The following is a 16,587-nucleotide window of genomic DNA, read 5'->3' as shown; positions in this document are numbered from 1 at the left end:
TCGGCCGACGGGTGCGGGCCGCCCGCGCTCCGTGACGGTGCAGAGGTCTGCGCGGTCCGGTGCGGGCCGAGTGCGGGGGAGGAACGGCAGGAGCCCCCGACCGTCGGACAGGGGCTCTCTGCGGCGTGCCGGGACTGCGTCAGCCGAGGCCGGGCCCCCGCACGGGGATCGACGTGAACGTCGGCTGGGGTGCGGGATCCTGGAAGAAGTCGTTGCCCTTGTCGTCCACGACGACGAACGCCGGGAAGTCCTCCACCTCGATCTTCCAGACCGCCTCCATGCCCAGCTCCTCGTACTCGAGGACCTCGACCTTCTTGATGCAGTCTTGGGCGAGGCGGGCCGCCGGGCCGCCGATGGAGCCGAGGTAGAAGCCGCCGTGCGCGGCACACGCGTCCGTGACCTGCTTGCTCCGGTTGCCCTTCGCCAGCATCACCTTGGAGCCGCCCGCCGCCTGGAACTGCTCGACGTAGGAGTCCATGCGGCCGGCCGTCGTCGGGCCGAAGGAGCCCGAGGCGTAACCCTCGGGGGTCTTCGCCGGGCCGGCGTAGTACACCGGGTGGTCCTTCAGGTACTGCGGCATCTCCTCGCCCGCGTCGAGCCGCTCCTTGATCTTGGCGTGGGCGATGTCCCGGGCCACGACCAGCGGGCCCGTCAGCGACAGGCGGGTCTTGACCGGGTACTTCGTCAGCTCGGCGAGGATCGTCTCCATCGGCTGGTTCAGGTCGATCCTGACCACGTCGGACGACTCGTCCAGGTGCTCGTCCGTCGTCTCCGGCAGGAAGCGGGCGGGGTCCGTCTCCAGCTGCTCCAGGAAGACGCCCTCGGCCGTGATCTTCGCGACCGCCTGACGGTCGGCGGAGCAGGAGACGGCGATGGCGACCGGGCAGGACGCGCCGTGCCGCGGGAGGCGGACCACGCGCACGTCGTGGCAGAAGTACTTGCCGCCGAACTGGGCGCCGATGCCGATCCTCTGCGTCAGTTCGAAGACCTTCTCCTCCAGCTCCTTGTCCCGGAAGCCGTGGCCCAGTTCGGAACCCTCGGCCGGCAGCTCGTCCAGGTAGTGCGCGGAGGCGTACTTCGCGGTCTTCAGGGCGTACTCCGCGCTCGTGCCGCCGACGACGATCGCCAGGTGGTACGGCGGGCACGCGGCCGTGCCCAGTGAACGGATCTTCTCCTCCAGGAACTTCATCATGGAGGCCTCGTTCAGGACGGCCTTCGTCTCCTGGTAGAGGAAGGACTTGTTGGCGCTGCCGCCGCCCTTCGCCATGAACAGGAACTTGTAGGCGCCGCCGTCGGCCGCGTACAGCTCGATCTGGGCGGGGAGGTTGGAACCGGTGTTCTTCTCCTCCCACATGGTGAGCGGAGCCATCTGCGAGTAGCGCAGGTTCAGCCTGGTGTAGGCGTCGTAGATGCCGCGGGAGAGCGCCTCCTCGTCGCGGCCCCGGGTCAGCACGTTCTGGCCGCGCTTGCCCATCACGATCGCGGTGCCCGTGTCCTGGCACATCGGCAGCACGCCCGCCGCCGCGATGTTCGCGTTCTTCAGCAGGTCCAGGGCCACGAACTTGTCGTTGGCGCTGGCCTCGGGGTCGTCGACGATGCGGCGCAGCTGTGCCAGGTGGGCGGGGCGCAGGTAGTGCTGGATGTCGTGGACGGCCTCCTCGGCCAGCTTGCGCAGCGCCTCCGGCTCCACCTTGAGGAACGTACGCCCGTCGGGTCCCTCGACGGTGGAGACGCCCTCGGACGTCACCAGCCGGTACGGGGTGGTGTCCTCTCCCGTGGGGAGCAGATCGGTGTACGCGAACTCAGGCATCTCGCCCATTCCTCACTCGACAGACAGCGGCTGGCCTCCGTTGGCAGCGTCCACCAGCGTAGAACCTGGGTCCGGCCGCGGGCCTGTGAGGTAGGGCTCAGTCCCGGGATCCGTGCGACCACCCGGTCGTGGGTTCGCTTCTGTGGGGGGTGCGTTCTCCACAGGCTTGTTCGAGGGGTAGTCGCGATCTATCGCGTTTCGCTACGCTGCTGCCGTGGACCTTCACCAGAGCCCCGCCCCGGCCGACGGCCGGCCCGTGACCCCGGCCGAGCTTCGCTGCTCCGACGCCGACCGCGACCGCATCACCGACATCCTGCGCGACGCCCTCGCCGAGGGGCGTCTGACGGCCGAGGAGCATGCCGAGCGCGTCGAGGGCGTCCTGCACGCCAAGACGGTCGGTGAGCTCGACCGGTTCGTCCGCGACCTGCCCGCAGCCCACCCGCGCCGGGCCGCCCCGGTGTACGCCGCGCCGCCCGGCCGCCCCGTCCCGCTGCCGATACCGAGGGACGCCGACGAGAACGTGGTGGCGGTCTTCAGCAGCGCCACGCGCCGGGGCCGCTGGCGCCCCGGCCGCCGCACGCACGCGTACGCGATCTTCGGCAGTGTGGAGATCGACCTCAGCGAGGCGATGTTCGAGTACCAGCAGGTCGTGATCAAGGCGGTCTCGGTCTTCGGCGATGTGCAGATACGCGTCCCGGAGAACGTGTCGCTGCGCAGCACCGGCGGCGGAGTGCTCGGCAATTTCGAGGTGAGCCCGCTGGATTCGGGCGATCCCGACGCGCCGGTCGTCCACGTCGACGGGCTCGCCGTGTTCGGGAACGTCGAGGCGAAGCCCAGGCGCGGCAAGACGGTCGCCGACATCCTCGACCGCGTGTCGCACAAGGTGGACAAGGCTTTGCGCAAACAGCTGGACCATTGACGCTTGTGAATCCGGCCGTGCGCAGCATGCGCCGGTCACATTCCGACGGCGTGAACAGCCCCTCGGGTTCCTGCGGTTGGGAACTCAGTGCATAGGCGCGCGCACAGCGGGTAGGCCTTGCTGCATCGTCTCTCGCTCGCGAAGCCGTCGTCAGGAGTAGACCGTGCTGCAACCGCCGCATTCGTCCCTGCAGGTCGCTGACGTTCCGCATCAGCGGGTGCCAGTGCGCGACAGGGATCAGGACGCCCCGTGGCACACGGAGGCGGTGTGCCGGCGCGACGAGGCCGGCCTGTTCTTCGCCCCCTCCAAGGAACCCACGGCGGCTCGCCTGTCCCGTGAGGAGGCGGCCAAACGGGTCTGTGCACGCTGTCCGGTGATGGTCGAATGCCGCGAACACGCACTGCTGCAGCCCGAGCCGTACGGGGTGTGGGGCGGTCTCACGGCCGCCGAACGCCGTGTGGTGCTGGCCCGGCGCCGCCGCCGTGAACTGGAGCTGAAGAAGGCCGCGCGGGGGACGATAGCGGCGGCCGGCTGAGCGGCCGCGCATTCAGGCGCATACGGAAAGGGGCGCCCCCTCCGCACCGAGGGCGCCCCTTTTCGCGCAGGCCTACTTCGCCCGGTCGAAGTCGATCGCGCTGTACGCGCGCAGCTTGCTCAGCCGGTGCACGGAGTCGATCCGCCGGACCGTGCCCGATTTCGAGCGCATGACGATCGAGTCGGTGGTGGCGGTCTCCGACCGGTAGCGCACACCCCGCAGCAGCTCGCCGTCCGTGATGCCGGTGGCGACGAAGAAGACGTTCTCGCCGGAGACCAGGTCGTCCGTGGTCAGTACCCGGTCGAGGTCGTGACCCGCGTCGAGGGCCCGCTGCCGCTCCTCGTCGTCCTTCGGCCACAGCTTGCCCTGGATGGTGCCGCCCAAGCACTTCACCGCGCAGGCGGAGATGATGCCCTCGGGCGTGCCGCCGATGCCGAGCAGCAGGTCGATGCCCGTGCCCTCGCGCAACGCCAGGATCGAACCGGCCACGTCGCCGTCCGAGATGAGCTTGATGCGCGCGCCTGTCTCGCGTACCTCCTTGATCAGACCGTCGTGGCGTGGCCGGTCGAGGATGACGACGGTGACGTCCTCGGGCGTGGAGTGCTTGGCCTTCGCGACCCGGCGGATGTTCACCGAGACGGGCGCGTCGATGTCGACGAAGTCGGCCGCCTCGGGGCCGGTGACCAGCTTGTCCATGTAGAACACGGCGGACGGGTCGAACATCGTGCCGCGGTCGGCGGCGGCCAGCACCGCGATCGCGTTCGGCATGCCCTTCGCGGTGAGCGTGGTGCCGTCGATCGGGTCGACGGCGATGTCGCACTCGGGGCCGGAGCCGTCGCCGACCCGCTCCCCGTTGAAGAGCATCGGGGCCTCGTCCTTCTCTCCTTCGCCGATGACGACGACGCCGTTCATCGACACGGTCGAGACGAGGGTGCGCATGGCGCGCACCGCGGCGCCGTCCGCGCCGTTCTTGTCCCCGCGGCCGACCCAGCGGCCCGCGGCCATCGCGGCGGCCTCGGTGACCCGGACGAGTTCGAGGGCGAGGTTGCGGTCCGGAGCCTCGGAGGGAACTTCCAGCTCGGACGGCAGATGATGATTCTCGGTCATCGGAGCGCACCTTTCTGATACGACGACGGCCGGATGAGGGTGATTGCCCCCGACTCTATCGCCGAACAGACAAAATGAGCAGGGCACCCCACGGATGAGCAGACCCCGGCACCTGCGACGATAGGGGCGTGGCAGGTATGAAAGGCAAGCAGACGGTCCGGGACATGATCCTCTCCCTGGCCCTCATCGGGCTGATGGCGGGGGTCATCTATCTCTTCATCCCCCACGACGACCACGCTCCCGACATCAAACGGGTCGACTACCGCGTCGAGCTGCTCACGGCGCGCCGCGCCGCGAACTACCCGGTCGCGGCGCCCGAAGGCCTGCCCCGCACCTGGAAGGCCACCTCGGTGCGTTTCCAGAACGAACCCTTCGACGCCTGGCACCTCGGCTTCCAGGACCCCGAGGGACAGTACGTGGCGATCGAGCAGTCGACTCAGCGGGCGGCCGCGTTCATCGACGACGCCAGCCAGGGCGCCCGGGAGACCAAGGACACCCAGCGCGTCGGCGGGCAGACCTGGCAGCGGTACACGGGCGGCCGCTACGACGCGCTCGTGCTCAAGGGCAGGGGCGCCACGACCGTGGTGACGGGCACCGCGTCGTTCGCGCAGCTGACGAAGATGGCCGAGGCGCTGCGGACCGGCTGACGAGGCGGTGGCGCCGTCAGGCCCCGCCCGGTCACCCGGCCCCGTCGGCACCCTCCGCCGCGCCCTCCTCCTCGGCCAGCGCCGCGTCGAGCCGCCTGCGGGCACCCTCCAGCCACGTCCGGCACACCTTGGCCAGCTGCTCGCCCCGCTCCCACAGCGCCAGGGACTCCTCGAGCGTGGTGCCCCCGGCCTCCAGGCGCCGTACCACCTCGATCAACTCGTCCCGCGCCTGCTCGTAGCCGAGTGCCTCGTCCGTCCTGCCGGTCATGCGCCCACCCTATTCCTGGTTGCCGGCGGAACCCTCGCCGTCGGCCCGTACCGTGAACTCGCCCTCGGCGACCCGCGCCCGCAGCGCCTCGCCCGCCGTCACCTCGTCCGGCGCGCGGACCACGTGCCCGTCCGCCTTCTGCAGCACCGCGTATCCCCTCCGCAGCGTCGCGGCCGGTGACAGCGCGACCACGCGCGCCCGCGTGTGCCTCAGCTCCGACTCGGCGCGGTCGAGCAGATGCCCGAGGGTGCGCCGGGCGCGGTCGACCATCGCGGTCACCTGGTCGGCCCGCTCGTCGACCATGCGGTGCGGATCCTCCATGCAGGGCCGCGCCAGCGCGTGCGCCAGCCCGCGCTCCTCACGTTCCACGAACGCCCGCACGCAGCGCCGTGCCCGGTCCCGCAGCTGCCGTACCCGCTCCAGCTCCTCCCCGACGTCCGGTACGACCTTCTTGGCCGCGTCGGTCGGCGTGGAGGCGCGCAGATCGGAGACGTGGTCGAGCAGCGGGTTGTCCGGCTCGTGCCCGATGGCGGACACCACGGGCGTACGACAGCCGGCCACCGCCCGCACGAGCTGCTCGTCGGAGAACGGCAGCAGGTCCTCCACACTGCCGCCGCCGCGCGCCACGATGATCACGTCCACCTCGTCCAGCGCGTCCAGCTCCTTCACAGCCTGCACCACCTGCGGTACGGCGTGCACACCCTGCACGGCGACGTTGCGCACCTCGAAGCGGACGGCGGGCCAGCGGTGCCGCGCGTTCTCCAGCACGTCGCGCTCGGCCGCCGAGGCCCGGCCGCAGACGAGCCCGATGAGCTGCGGGAGGAACGGCAGCGGCTTCTTGCGCTCCGGTGCGAACAGGCCCTCGGCGGCCAGCGCCTTCTTCAGCTGTTCCAGCCGCGCGAGCAGTTCCCCGACACCCACGGGCCGTATCTCGGCCGCCCGCAGCGACAGCTGTCCCCTCGGGGCGTACCACTCGGGCTTGGCGAGGACGACGACACGGGCGCCCTCGCTCACCACGTCGGCCACGGAGTCGAACACCTGGCGGTAGCAGGTGACGCCGACGGAGATGTCGTACGACGGGTCGCGCAGCGTCAGGAAGACGACCCCGGCGCCGGGCCGCCGCGACAACTGCGTGATCTGCCCCTCGACCCACACGGCACCGAGCCGGTCGATCCACCCGCCGATGAGCCGCGACACCTCACCGACGGGCAGGGGGTTCTCCGCGGACGTACTGACAGCCATGCGCCCGAGCGTAGTGGCCGGGACCGACAACGCCGGTCGGCGCAACCTCTCCGCAAGGAGGCGATCTACGACCCCCGGCCCGGGCTTACGATGGATCGCATGACTGCTTCGTCTGGCCGCCGTGTCCTGCTCGCCGCCCCCCGGGGCTACTGCGCGGGCGTCGACCGTGCCGTGATCGCCGTCGAGAAGGCCCTCGAGCAGTACGGGGCCCCGGTCTACGTCCGCCACGAGATCGTCCACAACAAGTACGTCGTGCAGACCCTGGAGAAGAAGGGCGCGATCTTCGTGGAGCGGACGGAGGAGGTGCCGCCGGGGAGCATCGTGATGTTCTCCGCGCACGGCGTGGCGCCCACCGTCCACGAGGAGGCGAAGCGGGGCCGGCTCGCCACGATCGACGCGACCTGCCCGCTGGTCACCAAGGTCCACAAGGAAGCGATCCGGTACGCCGACGAGGACTTCGACATCCTCCTGATCGGGCACGAGGGGCACGAGGAGGTCATCGGCACCTCCGGCGAGGCCCCCGACCACATCCAGCTCGTCGACGGCCCCGAGGACGTCGCGAAGGTCGAGGTGCGCGACCCGTCGAAGGTCGTCTGGCTGTCCCAGACCACCCTCTCCGTCGACGAGACCATGGAGACGGTCGACGCGCTCAAGGAGAAGTTCCCGCAGCTGGTCTCCCCGCCCAGCGACGACATCTGCTACGCCACCCAGAACCGGCAGCTCGCGGTGAAGCAGATGGGCGCCGAGGCGGACCTGGTGATCGTGGTCGGTTCCCGCAACTCCTCCAACTCCAAGCGACTGGTCGAGGTCGCCAAGCTCGCGGGCGCGCGCGAGGCCTACCTGGTGGACTTCGCCGACGAGATCGACGAGTCCTGGCTCCGGGACGTGTCCACGATCGGCGTGACCTCGGGGGCCTCCGTGCCGGAGGTCCTGGTCGAGCAGGTGCTCGAGTGGCTCGCGCAGCGCGGCTTCGAGGACGTCGAGATCGTCAAGGCCGCCGAGGAGTCCATCACCTTCTCGCTGCCCAAGGAACTCCGCCGCGACCTGCGTGAGGAGGCCGCGGCGCTGGTGGCCGAGCGCACCGGCGAGAAGTAGGGCGCGGCCCGCCGCCACGACACCGGAACGTACCTGTCGGTGCCACGACGTACCGTGGTGCCCATGCAGATCTTCGGTGTGGACATCGGCGGATCCGGGATCAAGGGCGCGCCCGTGGACCTGGAGCGGGGCGAGCTGGCCCAGGAGCGCTTCAAGGTGCTCACCCCGCACCCGGCGACGCCCGACGCGGTGGCGAACGGCGTGAAGGAGGTCGTCGAGCACTTCGGGTGGACCGGTCCGGTCGGCCTCACGTTCCCCGGCGTGGTGACGGGCGGCACCATGATCCGTTCAGCGGCGAACGTCGACAGGAGCTGGGTCGACACGGACGCGCGCGCCCTGTTCGGCGAGCGCCTGGGCGGTCTCCCGGTGACCGTGGTGAACGACGCGGACGCGGCGGGCGTGGCCGAGATGCAGTTCGGCGCGGGCCGCGACCGCACGGGCACGGTCATCGTCCTGACGTTCGGCACGGGCATCGGCAGCGCCCTGTTCACCGACGGCGTCCTGGTGCCGAACACGGAGTTCGGCCACCTGGAGCTGGGCGGGCACGAGGCGGAGAAACGCGCGTCCTCCAAGGTAAAGGAGGACAACGACATGACGTGGGAGCACTGGGCCCGCCGGGTGCGCAAGTACCTCGCGCACGTGGAGATGCTGTTCTCGCCGGAGTTGTTCATCATCGGCGGCGGCGTCAGCCGCAAGTCCGAGAAGTTCCTCCCGCTCATCGAGGGCATCGAGGCGGAGATCGTCCCGGCCCGGCTCCAGAACAACGCGGGCATCGTGGGCGCGGCGATGAGAGCGGCGAAGCAGGGATAGCAGCAGGCACCGGCGCGGGGCGCTCGGTGGTGCGCGCGCCCCGCGCCGTCAACCGCTCCGACGGCGCGCCGCCGCCTTGCGCCGCAGCATCCGCACCTTGCGCACGGTCGTGATGACGCCGGCGATCAGCGTGCCGCCGTACAGCCAGCCGGCCTGCGTGGCGAGTGCGGTGACCAGCCCCACCAGCCGTCCCGCGACCCCGCTGTCGCCGTCGGACATGACCAGCAGCCCGGCGGCGAACGCGATGGGCACGACGACCGGAGCCGTCACCAGGTCCCCGCGCCGCACCCACAGCGCGGTCAGCGCGGCCACCGGCAGGAACAGCACCCCGTAGACCGTGAGGGACGCCCCGAACAGCAACTGGTCGAGGCACCCCAGCACCAGCATCACGGCGCCGCAGAACAGTCCGCCGCCGAGCCCGGTGAGCCGGGGGCCGGGCAGTCGCCGTACCGCCTGGCCGAGCGGGGGAGTGTTCCGCACCCGGGCCGCCGGGCGCCGCTGCGTACCACCGGCTCCCTGGCCCGGGGGCCGCGCCCAGGCGTCCCCGTCGCGTACCTCGGGACCGCCGGGGCGGGCGGGCCGTGCGGCCGCGCCGGACCGTACGGGCGCGGCGGCGCTGCGCCGGCCCTGCGGGGGAAGGGGGGCACCGCGTCGCGGTCCGTGTTGCGGGGGTCGCGTCCTGTGTTGCTCCACCGGACCAACTTAGGTCGGTTTATGTGCGGAATGGCGCATGACACACGACGTTGGCGAGAGCTTGTCCAAGCGTTCGATACGTCGCCGGAGTGCGGCCCGGCACGCCGTAGACTGGTGGATCGGCCCGCACACTCTCCTGACGGACCCGGGCCCGCAAGCCCAGTCCTCCAACCTCACGTACGGGAAGTCGCAACGTGTCGCTCACGATCGGAATCGTCGGTCTGCCCAACGTCGGCAAGTCGACCCTGTTCAACGCCCTGACCAAGAACGACGTGCTGGCGGCCAACTACCCGTTCGCCACGATCGAGCCGAACGTCGGTGTCGTCGGCGTCCCCGACGCCCGTCTCGCCGAGCTGGCCGGGATCTTCAAGTCGGAGCGGATCCTCCCGGCGACCGTGGACTTCGTCGACATCGCGGGCATCGTGCGCGGCGCGAGCGAGGGCGAGGGCCTCGGCAACAAGTTCCTCGCGAACATCCGTGAGTCGGATGCGATCTGCCAGGTCATCCGCGCCTTCAAGGACGAGAACGTCGTGCACGTGGACGGCAAGGTCTCGCCGAAGGACGACATCGAGACGATCAACACCGAGCTGATCCTCGCGGACCTGCAGACGATCGAGAAGGTCCTGCCACGCCTGCAGAAGGAGTCGCGGATCAAGAAGGACGTCGCCTCGAAGGTGAAGGCCGTCGAGGAGGCCCAGGAGATCCTGGAGAAGGGCGACACGCTCTTCGCCCACGGCATCGTCCAGGGCAGCGAGCGCGCCGAGCTCCTGCACGACCTGCACCTGCTCACCACCAAGCCGTTCCTGTACGTCTTCAACGTCGACGAGGACGAGCTGATGGACGACGCCTTCAAGGACGAGCAGCGCGCGCTGGTCGCCCCCGCGGAGGCGATCTTCCTCAACGCCAAGCTGGAGGCGGACCTCGCCGAGCTGGACGAGGACGAGGCCCTCGAGCTCCTCGAGTCGGTCGGCCAGCACGAACCGGGCCTCGCGACCCTGGCCCGGGTCGGCTTCAACACCCTGGGCCTGCAGACCTACCTCACGGCGGGCCCCAAGGAGTCCCGCGCCTGGACGATCAAGAAGGGCGCCACCGCCCCCGAGGCGGCAGGCGTCATCCACACCGACTTCCAGAAGGGCTTCATCAAGGCCGAGGTCATCTCCTTCGAGGACCTGGTGGAGACCGGCTCGGTCGCCGAGGCCCGCGCCAAGGGCAAGGCGCGCATGGAGGGCAAGGACTACGTGATGCAGGACGGGGACGTGGTGGAGTTCCGGTTCAACGTTTAGTTGCCGCCGTAGCGTCGGCGTAGCGATCTGGCAAATGAGCAGGTCAGGCAGGGTCGGCCCTATCCAGGGCCGGCCCCGTCGCTGCATCCCCTGCTGGATCCGTGCTGGATTTCGTCACCTGCCGTCATCCCTGGTTATCCGCACCCTTGCTGGATCGGCGCTGGATCGAGCTGACGGTAAGTCAGGTTTGTAGGGTTCACGTTCGGCTACAGATTCCGCAGCGGACGGGGCGCCGAAGTCCACGCCGCCAGCGCCGAACCGCCCGGCGAGGACACCGGTCCCCTCGTCAGCCGGGCCTCCCTGCAGGCCGACCTGGCGAACGCACTGGACCGCGGTAGCCGCCTCGCCGCTCGCGTCAGGCATCTGGAGACCAAGCTCTCCGAACTCCTCGGTGAACAAGCATGGCGGGAGTCCGGCGTCGGAGCACCGGACGACATCGAACAACTCAAGAGCCGGATCACCGCGCTGGAACAGCAAGTCGTTGAACTGACCGGCCAGCTCGAAGAACGAGATCAGGACCTCCAGGCCGCACGATCCGCCAACCGCCAACTGATCAGCAGACTGAACACCGCAAGAGCAACAGGGGCATGACCACAATGGCGGGGAGTCCGGCTTCGGAGCGCCCGATGACGTCGACCAGCTCAAACGTCACAACGGCGGAAGGAATCCGGCGATCACGCCGGTGCATTGGTGTCCGCTGAAGCCGAGCGGGACGCCCCCGACACACCGGTTGTCGACGGCCTGCGTCGGCGCCCAGCGCGAGGGCTCGATTGACGTGAACATTGGGGCTGTTCATGGCTCACACGTCACGGCGGCACACGACGATTACGGCGGCGAGAAGCACGAGGAGCGGCCAGAACGCGAGCGCGGCCCAGGACTGGAGTGCCGTGAAAGGGAAGGAACCGACATGGTCCCATTCGGTGCCGAGGCTGGTCAGGTTATTCCACGCGTTCTGGGGTGCGGAGTTGTTCAGAGTGGCCGCAAACTGGTTGCTGTTGGGTGGTATGGCGCCCAGCAGGACCGGGGCCAGAACGGCCGTGAATAGAGCGGCCACGGAGGTGCGGATGAGCGTGCCGATGGCCATGCCGAAGACCGCACATACCGGCAGGACTGCGGTGGATGCCATGAAGCCTTGCAGGACGGCGGGCTGGCTGATCGATACGCCTAGTTGGTCGCCGGACAGGATCGTCTGGGCAGTGATGAACGAAGTGATCGCCGTGACAAGGCCGACGGCGGCCGTCACGCTCGCGACGACGACCGCCTTGGCGAGTACGACGCGCCGACGGTTCGGGACGGCGAGGAAGGTCGTGCGGATCAGTCCACTGGAGTACTCGCTGCTCATCTCCAGGACACCGAGCATGCTGGCGCCGACCATGAGGAAGCCCCAGGTGCCGGAGTTGAAGGAACCTCTCAGCGGATCGTACGCGGCATGCGCCGACGCGCTGACAAAGTGGACACCCGAGCAGGTGAACCACTCACCGCAGATGGTGATCACTGGGGCAAGTGCCAGCAGGACGTAGGTCGAGCGCTGCGAGAACAGTTTGATCCGTTCTGCGGCGAGCAGGTTGCGGAATCGGCCGCGGAGTTCGGCACCGGTCGCGGCTGTTGTCGGTCTGGTAGTTGTGACCATCAGGGTTCCTCGTCGCATGTGTCAGTCCGGGAGAGGAGTGCTTTGTCGGGTGTCCAGCGTCGGTGCCGCCGTCACACGTCGCGGTGCCGCAGGACCGTCACGGTGACGGCGACCGAGACGATGGCCCAGACGGTGAGCGAGATCCAGGCCGCCGGAACGGAGGAGACGTGTTCGACAAGGTGCCCGTGGCTCGTGATCGTCAGGCGGCCCCAGGCGTATGCGGGAAGGGTGTTGCCCAGATCTGCCCGCTGATTGGCGGACAGCAGAGGGAGGGGCGCCTTGACGGCCAGTGGACCGACGAGGAAGAAGACGAGGACGGAGAAGACGGTGCCGGCCGTGCTGCGGATGAGCGTGGCGACGGCCATGCCGATCAAACCGCAGACCGGGACCATGACCGTCGTGCCTGCGATGAGACGCCGGATGCCGGGGGTGGTGAAGGAGAAGCCGGTGATCCGATCTGAGATGACGGCCAGGGTGATGCCCCAGCACCCGATCCCGATGAGCAGGCCGAGGACGGCCAACACGGCGCACACCACCATGACCTTGGCGAGCATCACGCGGCCTCGGGCCGGCACAGCGATAAGGGTGATGCGGATCAGTCCGCTCGCGTGTTCTCCGGCGACGTTCATCGCGCCGACCGTGCCGGCGGTGGCCATCAGCAGGAGGAACTTCGGAAAGTCGAAGGCGTCGTGCGCGGGGTCGGGGTCGATTTTGGCAAAGGCGGGCCACGTCGGATAGGAGTCGTGGGCGAGCTGAGCGGCGCGGTAGGCCAAGTAGAGGTAGAAGACGAGGAGAACGCCCAGCACGATGGGGGTCGAGCGCAGCGACCAGAGTTTGATCCACTCGGCGCCGAGCAGATCGCGCCAGCGGGCAGGTCCGGCAGCGCCGCGTCGGGTGACAGCTGTGGGGGGCGTCGAGAGGGCGGTCATCGGTCCTCGCTCCTCTCGGGCGTGGCTGAGGCGCGGTACTGGACGCTGGCGGCTGTCAGTTCCATGAAGGCGTCCTCCAGCGTTCCGTCGTGCGCGGCGACCTCGTGGACCAGGACACGGTGGGTGAAGGCGAGTTCGTTGATGCGAGCCGAGGTGAGGCCGGTGACGGTTAGGCCGTCGCGGCCCTGCGACAGCACCGAGGCTCCCGCAGTGCGCAGCACCTCGGCCAGCACAGCCGGGTCGGGGGTCCGCACAGTGACGCCGGCGGTGCTGGCGCGGGCCGCAAAGAGGGCGAGGGACTCGTCGGCGAGTAGCCTGCCGCCGCCGACGACGACGAGGTGGTCGGCGGTGTGCTCCATCTCGCTCATCAGGTGGCTGGAGACGAACACGGTACGTCCCTCGGCGGCCAGGCGACGGAACAGTTCGCGAGCCCACCGGATGCCCTCGGGGTCCAGGCCGTTGATCGGTTCGTCGAAGAGCAGGACCGGGGGATCACCGAGCAGGGCGGTGGCGATCCCCAGACGCTGACGCATGCCGAGCGAGAACCCGCCGACCCGCCGACGGGCCGCCTCGCCCAGACCTACCATTTCAAGGACCTCCTGCACCCGGCGGCGGGGCAGGCCGTTGCTGCGGGCCAGTGCGGCCAGGTGTGCCTTCGCGGTGCGCCCCCGGTGGACGTCACCTGCGTCCAGCAGGGCGCCGACGTGGCACAGGCCGGTACCGAAGTCCTGGAAGGGACGGCCGTTGATGGTCGCGGTGCCACTGGTGGGGGCGTTCAGGCCGAGAAGTATGCGCATCGTGGTGGTCTTGCCGGCGCCATTAGGACCAAGGAACCCAGTCACCTGCCCGGGTCGGACACAGAAGGTCAGATTGTCTACGGCCAGTACGCTGCCGTAGCGCTTGGTCAGCTGGTTGATTTCGATCACGCTATCCAGGCTGTCGCTGACCGGGGCAGTGTCACATCAGCCCGCGGGCTCCCGCCGTGTCAGCCCACAGGATGCAGACCACGGACCGATACCGCCCTCAACCTCGGTGGATAGCATCGCCTGGTGCGACCTCGCCTCCCTTTGCCCGCGGCCCTGCTGCGCCGGTTGTCGCCGGACCCGCTGACGGCACTCGGTTGGTGCGCCGTCCCCGCGTTCGTGCTGGTTCTCTACACCGCGATGCCTCAGCCCGCGCACCCGGTCTTCCTGCCGTCCGGTCACTTCGTTCACATCGGGCGCTGGGCCTTGATGGGGATGGCTCTGCTGATGGCATGGCCGGTCGGCTGGGCGAGCCGCCGACCGTCACCGGTCCTTGCGGTGCTGCTGACTGAGGCGGTCGCGGCCCGGGTGTGCGGGGACACGACGTGGCCCTTGTTCCTCGCGGCGGACGTCCTGGTCTTCTATATAGCCGTCACCCGTTCGCGCCGGGCCGCCGCCGCAGCGGTGACGGGCGTGCTGGCCGTCTGGGTGCTGGCCGCGACGGCCTTCGTGCCCGGACCGGGAGCCTTCGAGGTCCTCACCGGTCCGTGGTCGGTCCTCGTCGTGGCCACCGCCGTCGCCTGGATCCTCGGCAGTTGGATCCGACTGCGGCAGGACCACGCCGAGGCCCTGCGGGCACAGGCTGCGACTCAGGCGGTCCAGGCCGAGCGGCTGCGGATCGCCCGGGAGATGCACGACATAGTGGCCCACAGCATCGGTGCCATCGCGATCCAAGCCGGTGCGGCAAAGCGAGCCGTCGACAGCCAGCCGGACGGTGTGCGCGAGGCGCTGGGCATCATCGAGCAAACCAGCCGGGAGACGCTGACCGGGCTGCGGCGCATGCTCGGCGTCCTTCGCGAGGCCGACTCAGAACCAGCGTCATTCACCCCGGTACCGGGCATTGAGGACGTCGACCGGCTGGCGGCGACGGCGGCGGACGCCGGGGTGCGGCTCGAGGTGCAGTGGCATGGCCGACGACGCCCACTCACGCGCGAGATCGAGCTCGCCGCCTACCGCGTCATCCAGGAGTCGGTGACCAACGTAGTACGTCACGCGGGCGCCGCACACTGTCTCGTGCGCGTCGATTACGAGGAGGAGGAACTGTCCATCCAGATCACCGACGACGGACGCGCCACGGCGACCACGAGCACGCACAACGGTTACGGAATAACCGGAATGCGCGAGCGCATCGCCCTGCTTAACGGCCACTTCAGCTTCGGACCGCGGACCGAAGGCGGCTTCCGGGTCGCGGCTAGGCTGCCCATATGACGATCCGTGTGCTCCTCGCCGACGACCAGCCAGTAGTCCGCGCCGGACTGCGCATGCTGATCAACGACATCCCGGACATCGAGATCGTCGGTGAAGCCGGGACCGGAGCCGAGGCCGTCCAGTTGGCCACCGATCTCCACCCAGACGTCGTCGTGATGGACATCCGGATGCCCGTCATGGACGGCATCGAGGCCACCCGGCTTATCAAGACAGAAACCCAGGCGAGCGTGGTCGTCCTTACCACCTTCGACGACGACGAGAACGTCTACGCCTCGCTGCACGCCGGCGCAAGCGGCTTCCTGATCAAGGACATGGTGCTGGATGACATCGTGACGGCGGTCCGCGTCGTCGCCGCCGGCGACGCCCTGATCGCACCCGGCGTCACCCGCCGCCTCATCCAGGGGTTCACCGGCCGGGGCGCCGTCCCCGCCCGACGCCAACGTGAGATCAAGGGGATCACCGACCGCGAACGCGAAGTTCTGACCCTTATCGGACGCGGCATGTCCAACGCCGAGATCGCCGCCCACCTGTACATCAGCATGGCCACCACCAAGAGCCACGTGGCGCGTCTGCTGACCAAGCTCGATGCCCGCGACCGAGTCCAGCTCGTCATCGCCGCCTACGAGTCAGGCATGGCCTGACCACTCAAGTGGAACCTGACCGCCATCAAACCGATAGGCCAAGCCATCGGTCGTACCACCCCCAGTTCTGGGGTCAGCAAGATTTGAAACGACTGCCCACGTCTCGGCCGGGTAACACCGGGATCAGCCAGTAAGCGCTCCCATGGCCCCTGGATGAGTGAAGCTAGCCGATACGCCTTGCGCCACACCTGTCGCGATCAATACCGTGCCGACGCATAGCCACTGAGCTGCAAGGACTCTGTCATGAGTCTGCCTCAGGATCGGCGACCACCCGAGAACTGTCGATCTGCAGCGCCAGGCCTCCGCTCTGGCCTGTTCCCGGCTGGATGATGAGCCGGATGTAGGCGGGCTGTGCGGGAGGGTTGGCCACGTGGAGGGTGATGTCACCGGGTTCCCCGTAGAGGCTGACGCCGGAGCTGCCGTTCGGGCCTGTCGCTCCGACGGTGATGGTGGGAGAAAGGGTGTCCGCCGAGGCAGGGGGCTGGGGCAGCAGGCACGCGAGTGCCCCGATGCTGCCGGCCACGATGGCGCAGGAGCGCCAGTGGGTTCTCATGTGCGGTTGACTCCAGTTGGCCGGGACGGAGTTCATGCCGTCCGGCTGTGGCGGGTGGGAAAGGTGGGGGGGGCACGCAACTCCGTCGGATAAACGCGGGCGATCGTGGGCGAGTTGTTGCTGGTCATATCGATCCGAAACGGTAGGTGTTCCGGGTCGTTGATCCCTGTGTGAGTGAACTGGTGGGGGACGCA

17 protein-coding genes are annotated in these 16,587 nt (G+C 69.1%); 8 read left to right on the top strand and 9 right to left on the bottom strand.

Annotated features, from left to right (window positions below):
* Positions 1–139: 139 nt before the first annotated feature.
* Positions 140–1,819 carry a fumarate hydratase gene (locus AC5WS8_RS31500; RefSeq protein ID WP_496106912.1) on the bottom strand — a complete coding sequence of 560 codons (1,680 nt, stop codon included), beginning with the start codon at positions 1,817–1,819 and terminating at the stop codon, positions 140–142.
* Positions 1,820–2,024: 205 nt separating this feature from the next.
* Between AC5WS8_RS31500 and AC5WS8_RS31495 the strand changes: the two genes are divergently transcribed.
* The gene (locus AC5WS8_RS31495; RefSeq protein ID WP_496106911.1) at positions 2,025–2,729 is read left to right on the top strand and encodes a DUF1707 SHOCT-like domain-containing protein; all 705 of its coding nucleotides are present in this window, start codon (positions 2,025–2,027) and stop codon (positions 2,727–2,729) included.
* A 163-nt stretch (positions 2,730–2,892) separates the two neighbouring features.
* Positions 2,893–3,264, top strand: a complete 372-nt coding sequence (locus AC5WS8_RS31490; protein ID WP_103838382.1) for a WhiB family transcriptional regulator — start codon at positions 2,893–2,895, stop codon at positions 3,262–3,264.
* 72 nt (positions 3,265–3,336) lie between these two features.
* Here AC5WS8_RS31490 and glpX read toward each other — a convergent pair whose 3' ends face one another.
* The gene (glpX, locus tag AC5WS8_RS31485; RefSeq protein ID WP_496106910.1) at positions 3,337–4,371 is read right to left on the bottom strand and encodes a class II fructose-bisphosphatase; all 1,035 of its coding nucleotides are present in this window, start codon (positions 4,369–4,371) and stop codon (positions 3,337–3,339) included.
* Between the two features lie 128 nt (positions 4,372–4,499).
* Between glpX and AC5WS8_RS31480 the strand changes: the two genes are divergently transcribed.
* Positions 4,500–5,018, top strand: a complete 519-nt coding sequence (locus AC5WS8_RS31480) for a DUF4245 domain-containing protein (RefSeq protein ID WP_496106909.1) — start codon at positions 4,500–4,502, stop codon at positions 5,016–5,018.
* Between the two features lie 31 nt (positions 5,019–5,049).
* Here AC5WS8_RS31480 and AC5WS8_RS31475 read toward each other — a convergent pair whose 3' ends face one another.
* Together AC5WS8_RS31475 and xseA are read right to left on the bottom strand one after the other, a co-directional pair.
* Positions 5,050–5,286 carry an exodeoxyribonuclease VII small subunit gene (locus AC5WS8_RS31475; protein ID WP_496106908.1) on the bottom strand — a complete coding sequence of 79 codons (237 nt, stop codon included), beginning with the start codon at positions 5,284–5,286 and terminating at the stop codon, positions 5,050–5,052.
* A 9-nt stretch (positions 5,287–5,295) separates the two neighbouring features.
* Positions 5,296–6,528, bottom strand: a complete 1,233-nt coding sequence (gene xseA / locus AC5WS8_RS31470) for an exodeoxyribonuclease VII large subunit (RefSeq protein ID WP_496106907.1) — start codon at positions 6,526–6,528, stop codon at positions 5,296–5,298.
* 90 nt (positions 6,529–6,618) lie between these two features.
* Between xseA and AC5WS8_RS31465 the strand changes: the two genes are divergently transcribed.
* Entirely contained in the window at positions 6,619–7,623 is a 1,005-nt protein-coding gene (locus AC5WS8_RS31465) for a 4-hydroxy-3-methylbut-2-enyl diphosphate reductase (RefSeq protein WP_496106906.1), read from the top strand.
* A 63-nt stretch (positions 7,624–7,686) separates the two neighbouring features.
* Positions 7,687–8,433 (top strand): polyphosphate--glucose phosphotransferase, encoded by a 747-nt coding sequence (ppgK, locus tag AC5WS8_RS31460; RefSeq protein ID WP_496106905.1) that lies wholly within the window; start codon positions 7,687–7,689, stop codon positions 8,431–8,433.
* 48 nt (positions 8,434–8,481) lie between these two features.
* On the opposite strand, the gene AC5WS8_RS31455 is transcribed toward ppgK, so the two are convergent.
* Positions 8,482–8,913, bottom strand: a complete 432-nt coding sequence (locus tag AC5WS8_RS31455; protein WP_496106904.1) for a DUF6542 domain-containing protein — start codon at positions 8,911–8,913, stop codon at positions 8,482–8,484.
* 407 nt (positions 8,914–9,320) lie between these two features.
* On the opposite strand from AC5WS8_RS31455, the gene ychF reads away from it, so the two are divergent.
* Positions 9,321–10,409, top strand: coding sequence for a redox-regulated ATPase YchF (gene ychF, locus AC5WS8_RS31450; RefSeq protein ID WP_496106903.1), 1,089 nt, complete (start codon positions 9,321–9,323; stop codon positions 10,407–10,409).
* A 799-nt stretch (positions 10,410–11,208) separates the two neighbouring features.
* Here the strand turns inward: ychF and AC5WS8_RS31445 are convergent.
* The 3 genes from AC5WS8_RS31445 to AC5WS8_RS31435 are packed head-to-tail and all read right to left on the bottom strand — an operon-like array spanning position 11,209 to position 13,894.
* A complete protein-coding gene (locus AC5WS8_RS31445) occupies positions 11,209–12,057 on the bottom strand; it encodes a hypothetical protein (RefSeq protein ID WP_496106902.1) in 849 nt (282 codons plus the stop codon).
* 53 nt (positions 12,058–12,110) lie between these two features.
* On the bottom strand, positions 12,111–12,968 hold the full coding sequence (locus tag AC5WS8_RS31440) for an ABC-2 transporter permease family protein (RefSeq protein ID WP_496106901.1): 858 nt from the start codon (positions 12,966–12,968) through the stop codon (positions 12,111–12,113).
* Positions 12,965–13,894: an ABC transporter ATP-binding protein gene (locus AC5WS8_RS31435; protein WP_496106900.1), complete on the bottom strand. Its 930-nt coding sequence runs from the start codon at positions 13,892–13,894 to the stop codon at positions 12,965–12,967. Before AC5WS8_RS31435 ends, AC5WS8_RS31440 begins: the two co-directional genes overlap by 4 nt.
* Before the next feature lie 123 nt (positions 13,895–14,017).
* Between AC5WS8_RS31435 and AC5WS8_RS31430 the strand changes: the two genes are divergently transcribed.
* Together AC5WS8_RS31430 and AC5WS8_RS31425 are read left to right on the top strand one after the other, a co-directional pair.
* Positions 14,018–15,199 (top strand): sensor histidine kinase, encoded by a 1,182-nt coding sequence (locus AC5WS8_RS31430; RefSeq protein ID WP_496106899.1) that lies wholly within the window; start codon positions 14,018–14,020, stop codon positions 15,197–15,199.
* The gene (locus tag AC5WS8_RS31425) at positions 15,196–15,840 is read left to right on the top strand and encodes a response regulator (RefSeq protein ID WP_496106898.1); all 645 of its coding nucleotides are present in this window, start codon (positions 15,196–15,198) and stop codon (positions 15,838–15,840) included. The genes AC5WS8_RS31430 and AC5WS8_RS31425 overlap by 4 nt, the downstream gene beginning before the upstream one ends.
* Positions 15,841–16,081: 241 nt before the next feature.
* On the opposite strand, the gene AC5WS8_RS31420 is transcribed toward AC5WS8_RS31425, so the two are convergent.
* Complete coding sequence (locus AC5WS8_RS31420) at positions 16,082–16,393, bottom strand: hypothetical protein (protein WP_496106897.1); 312 nt, start codon at positions 16,391–16,393, stop codon at positions 16,082–16,084.
* Between the last annotated feature and the right edge of the window lie 194 nt (positions 16,394–16,587).

The organism is Streptomyces sp. PTL18, assembly GCF_059510295.1.
The sequence above is the reverse complement of the archived record's forward strand: the minus strand, read 5'-3'. Positions and strand labels throughout refer to the sequence as shown.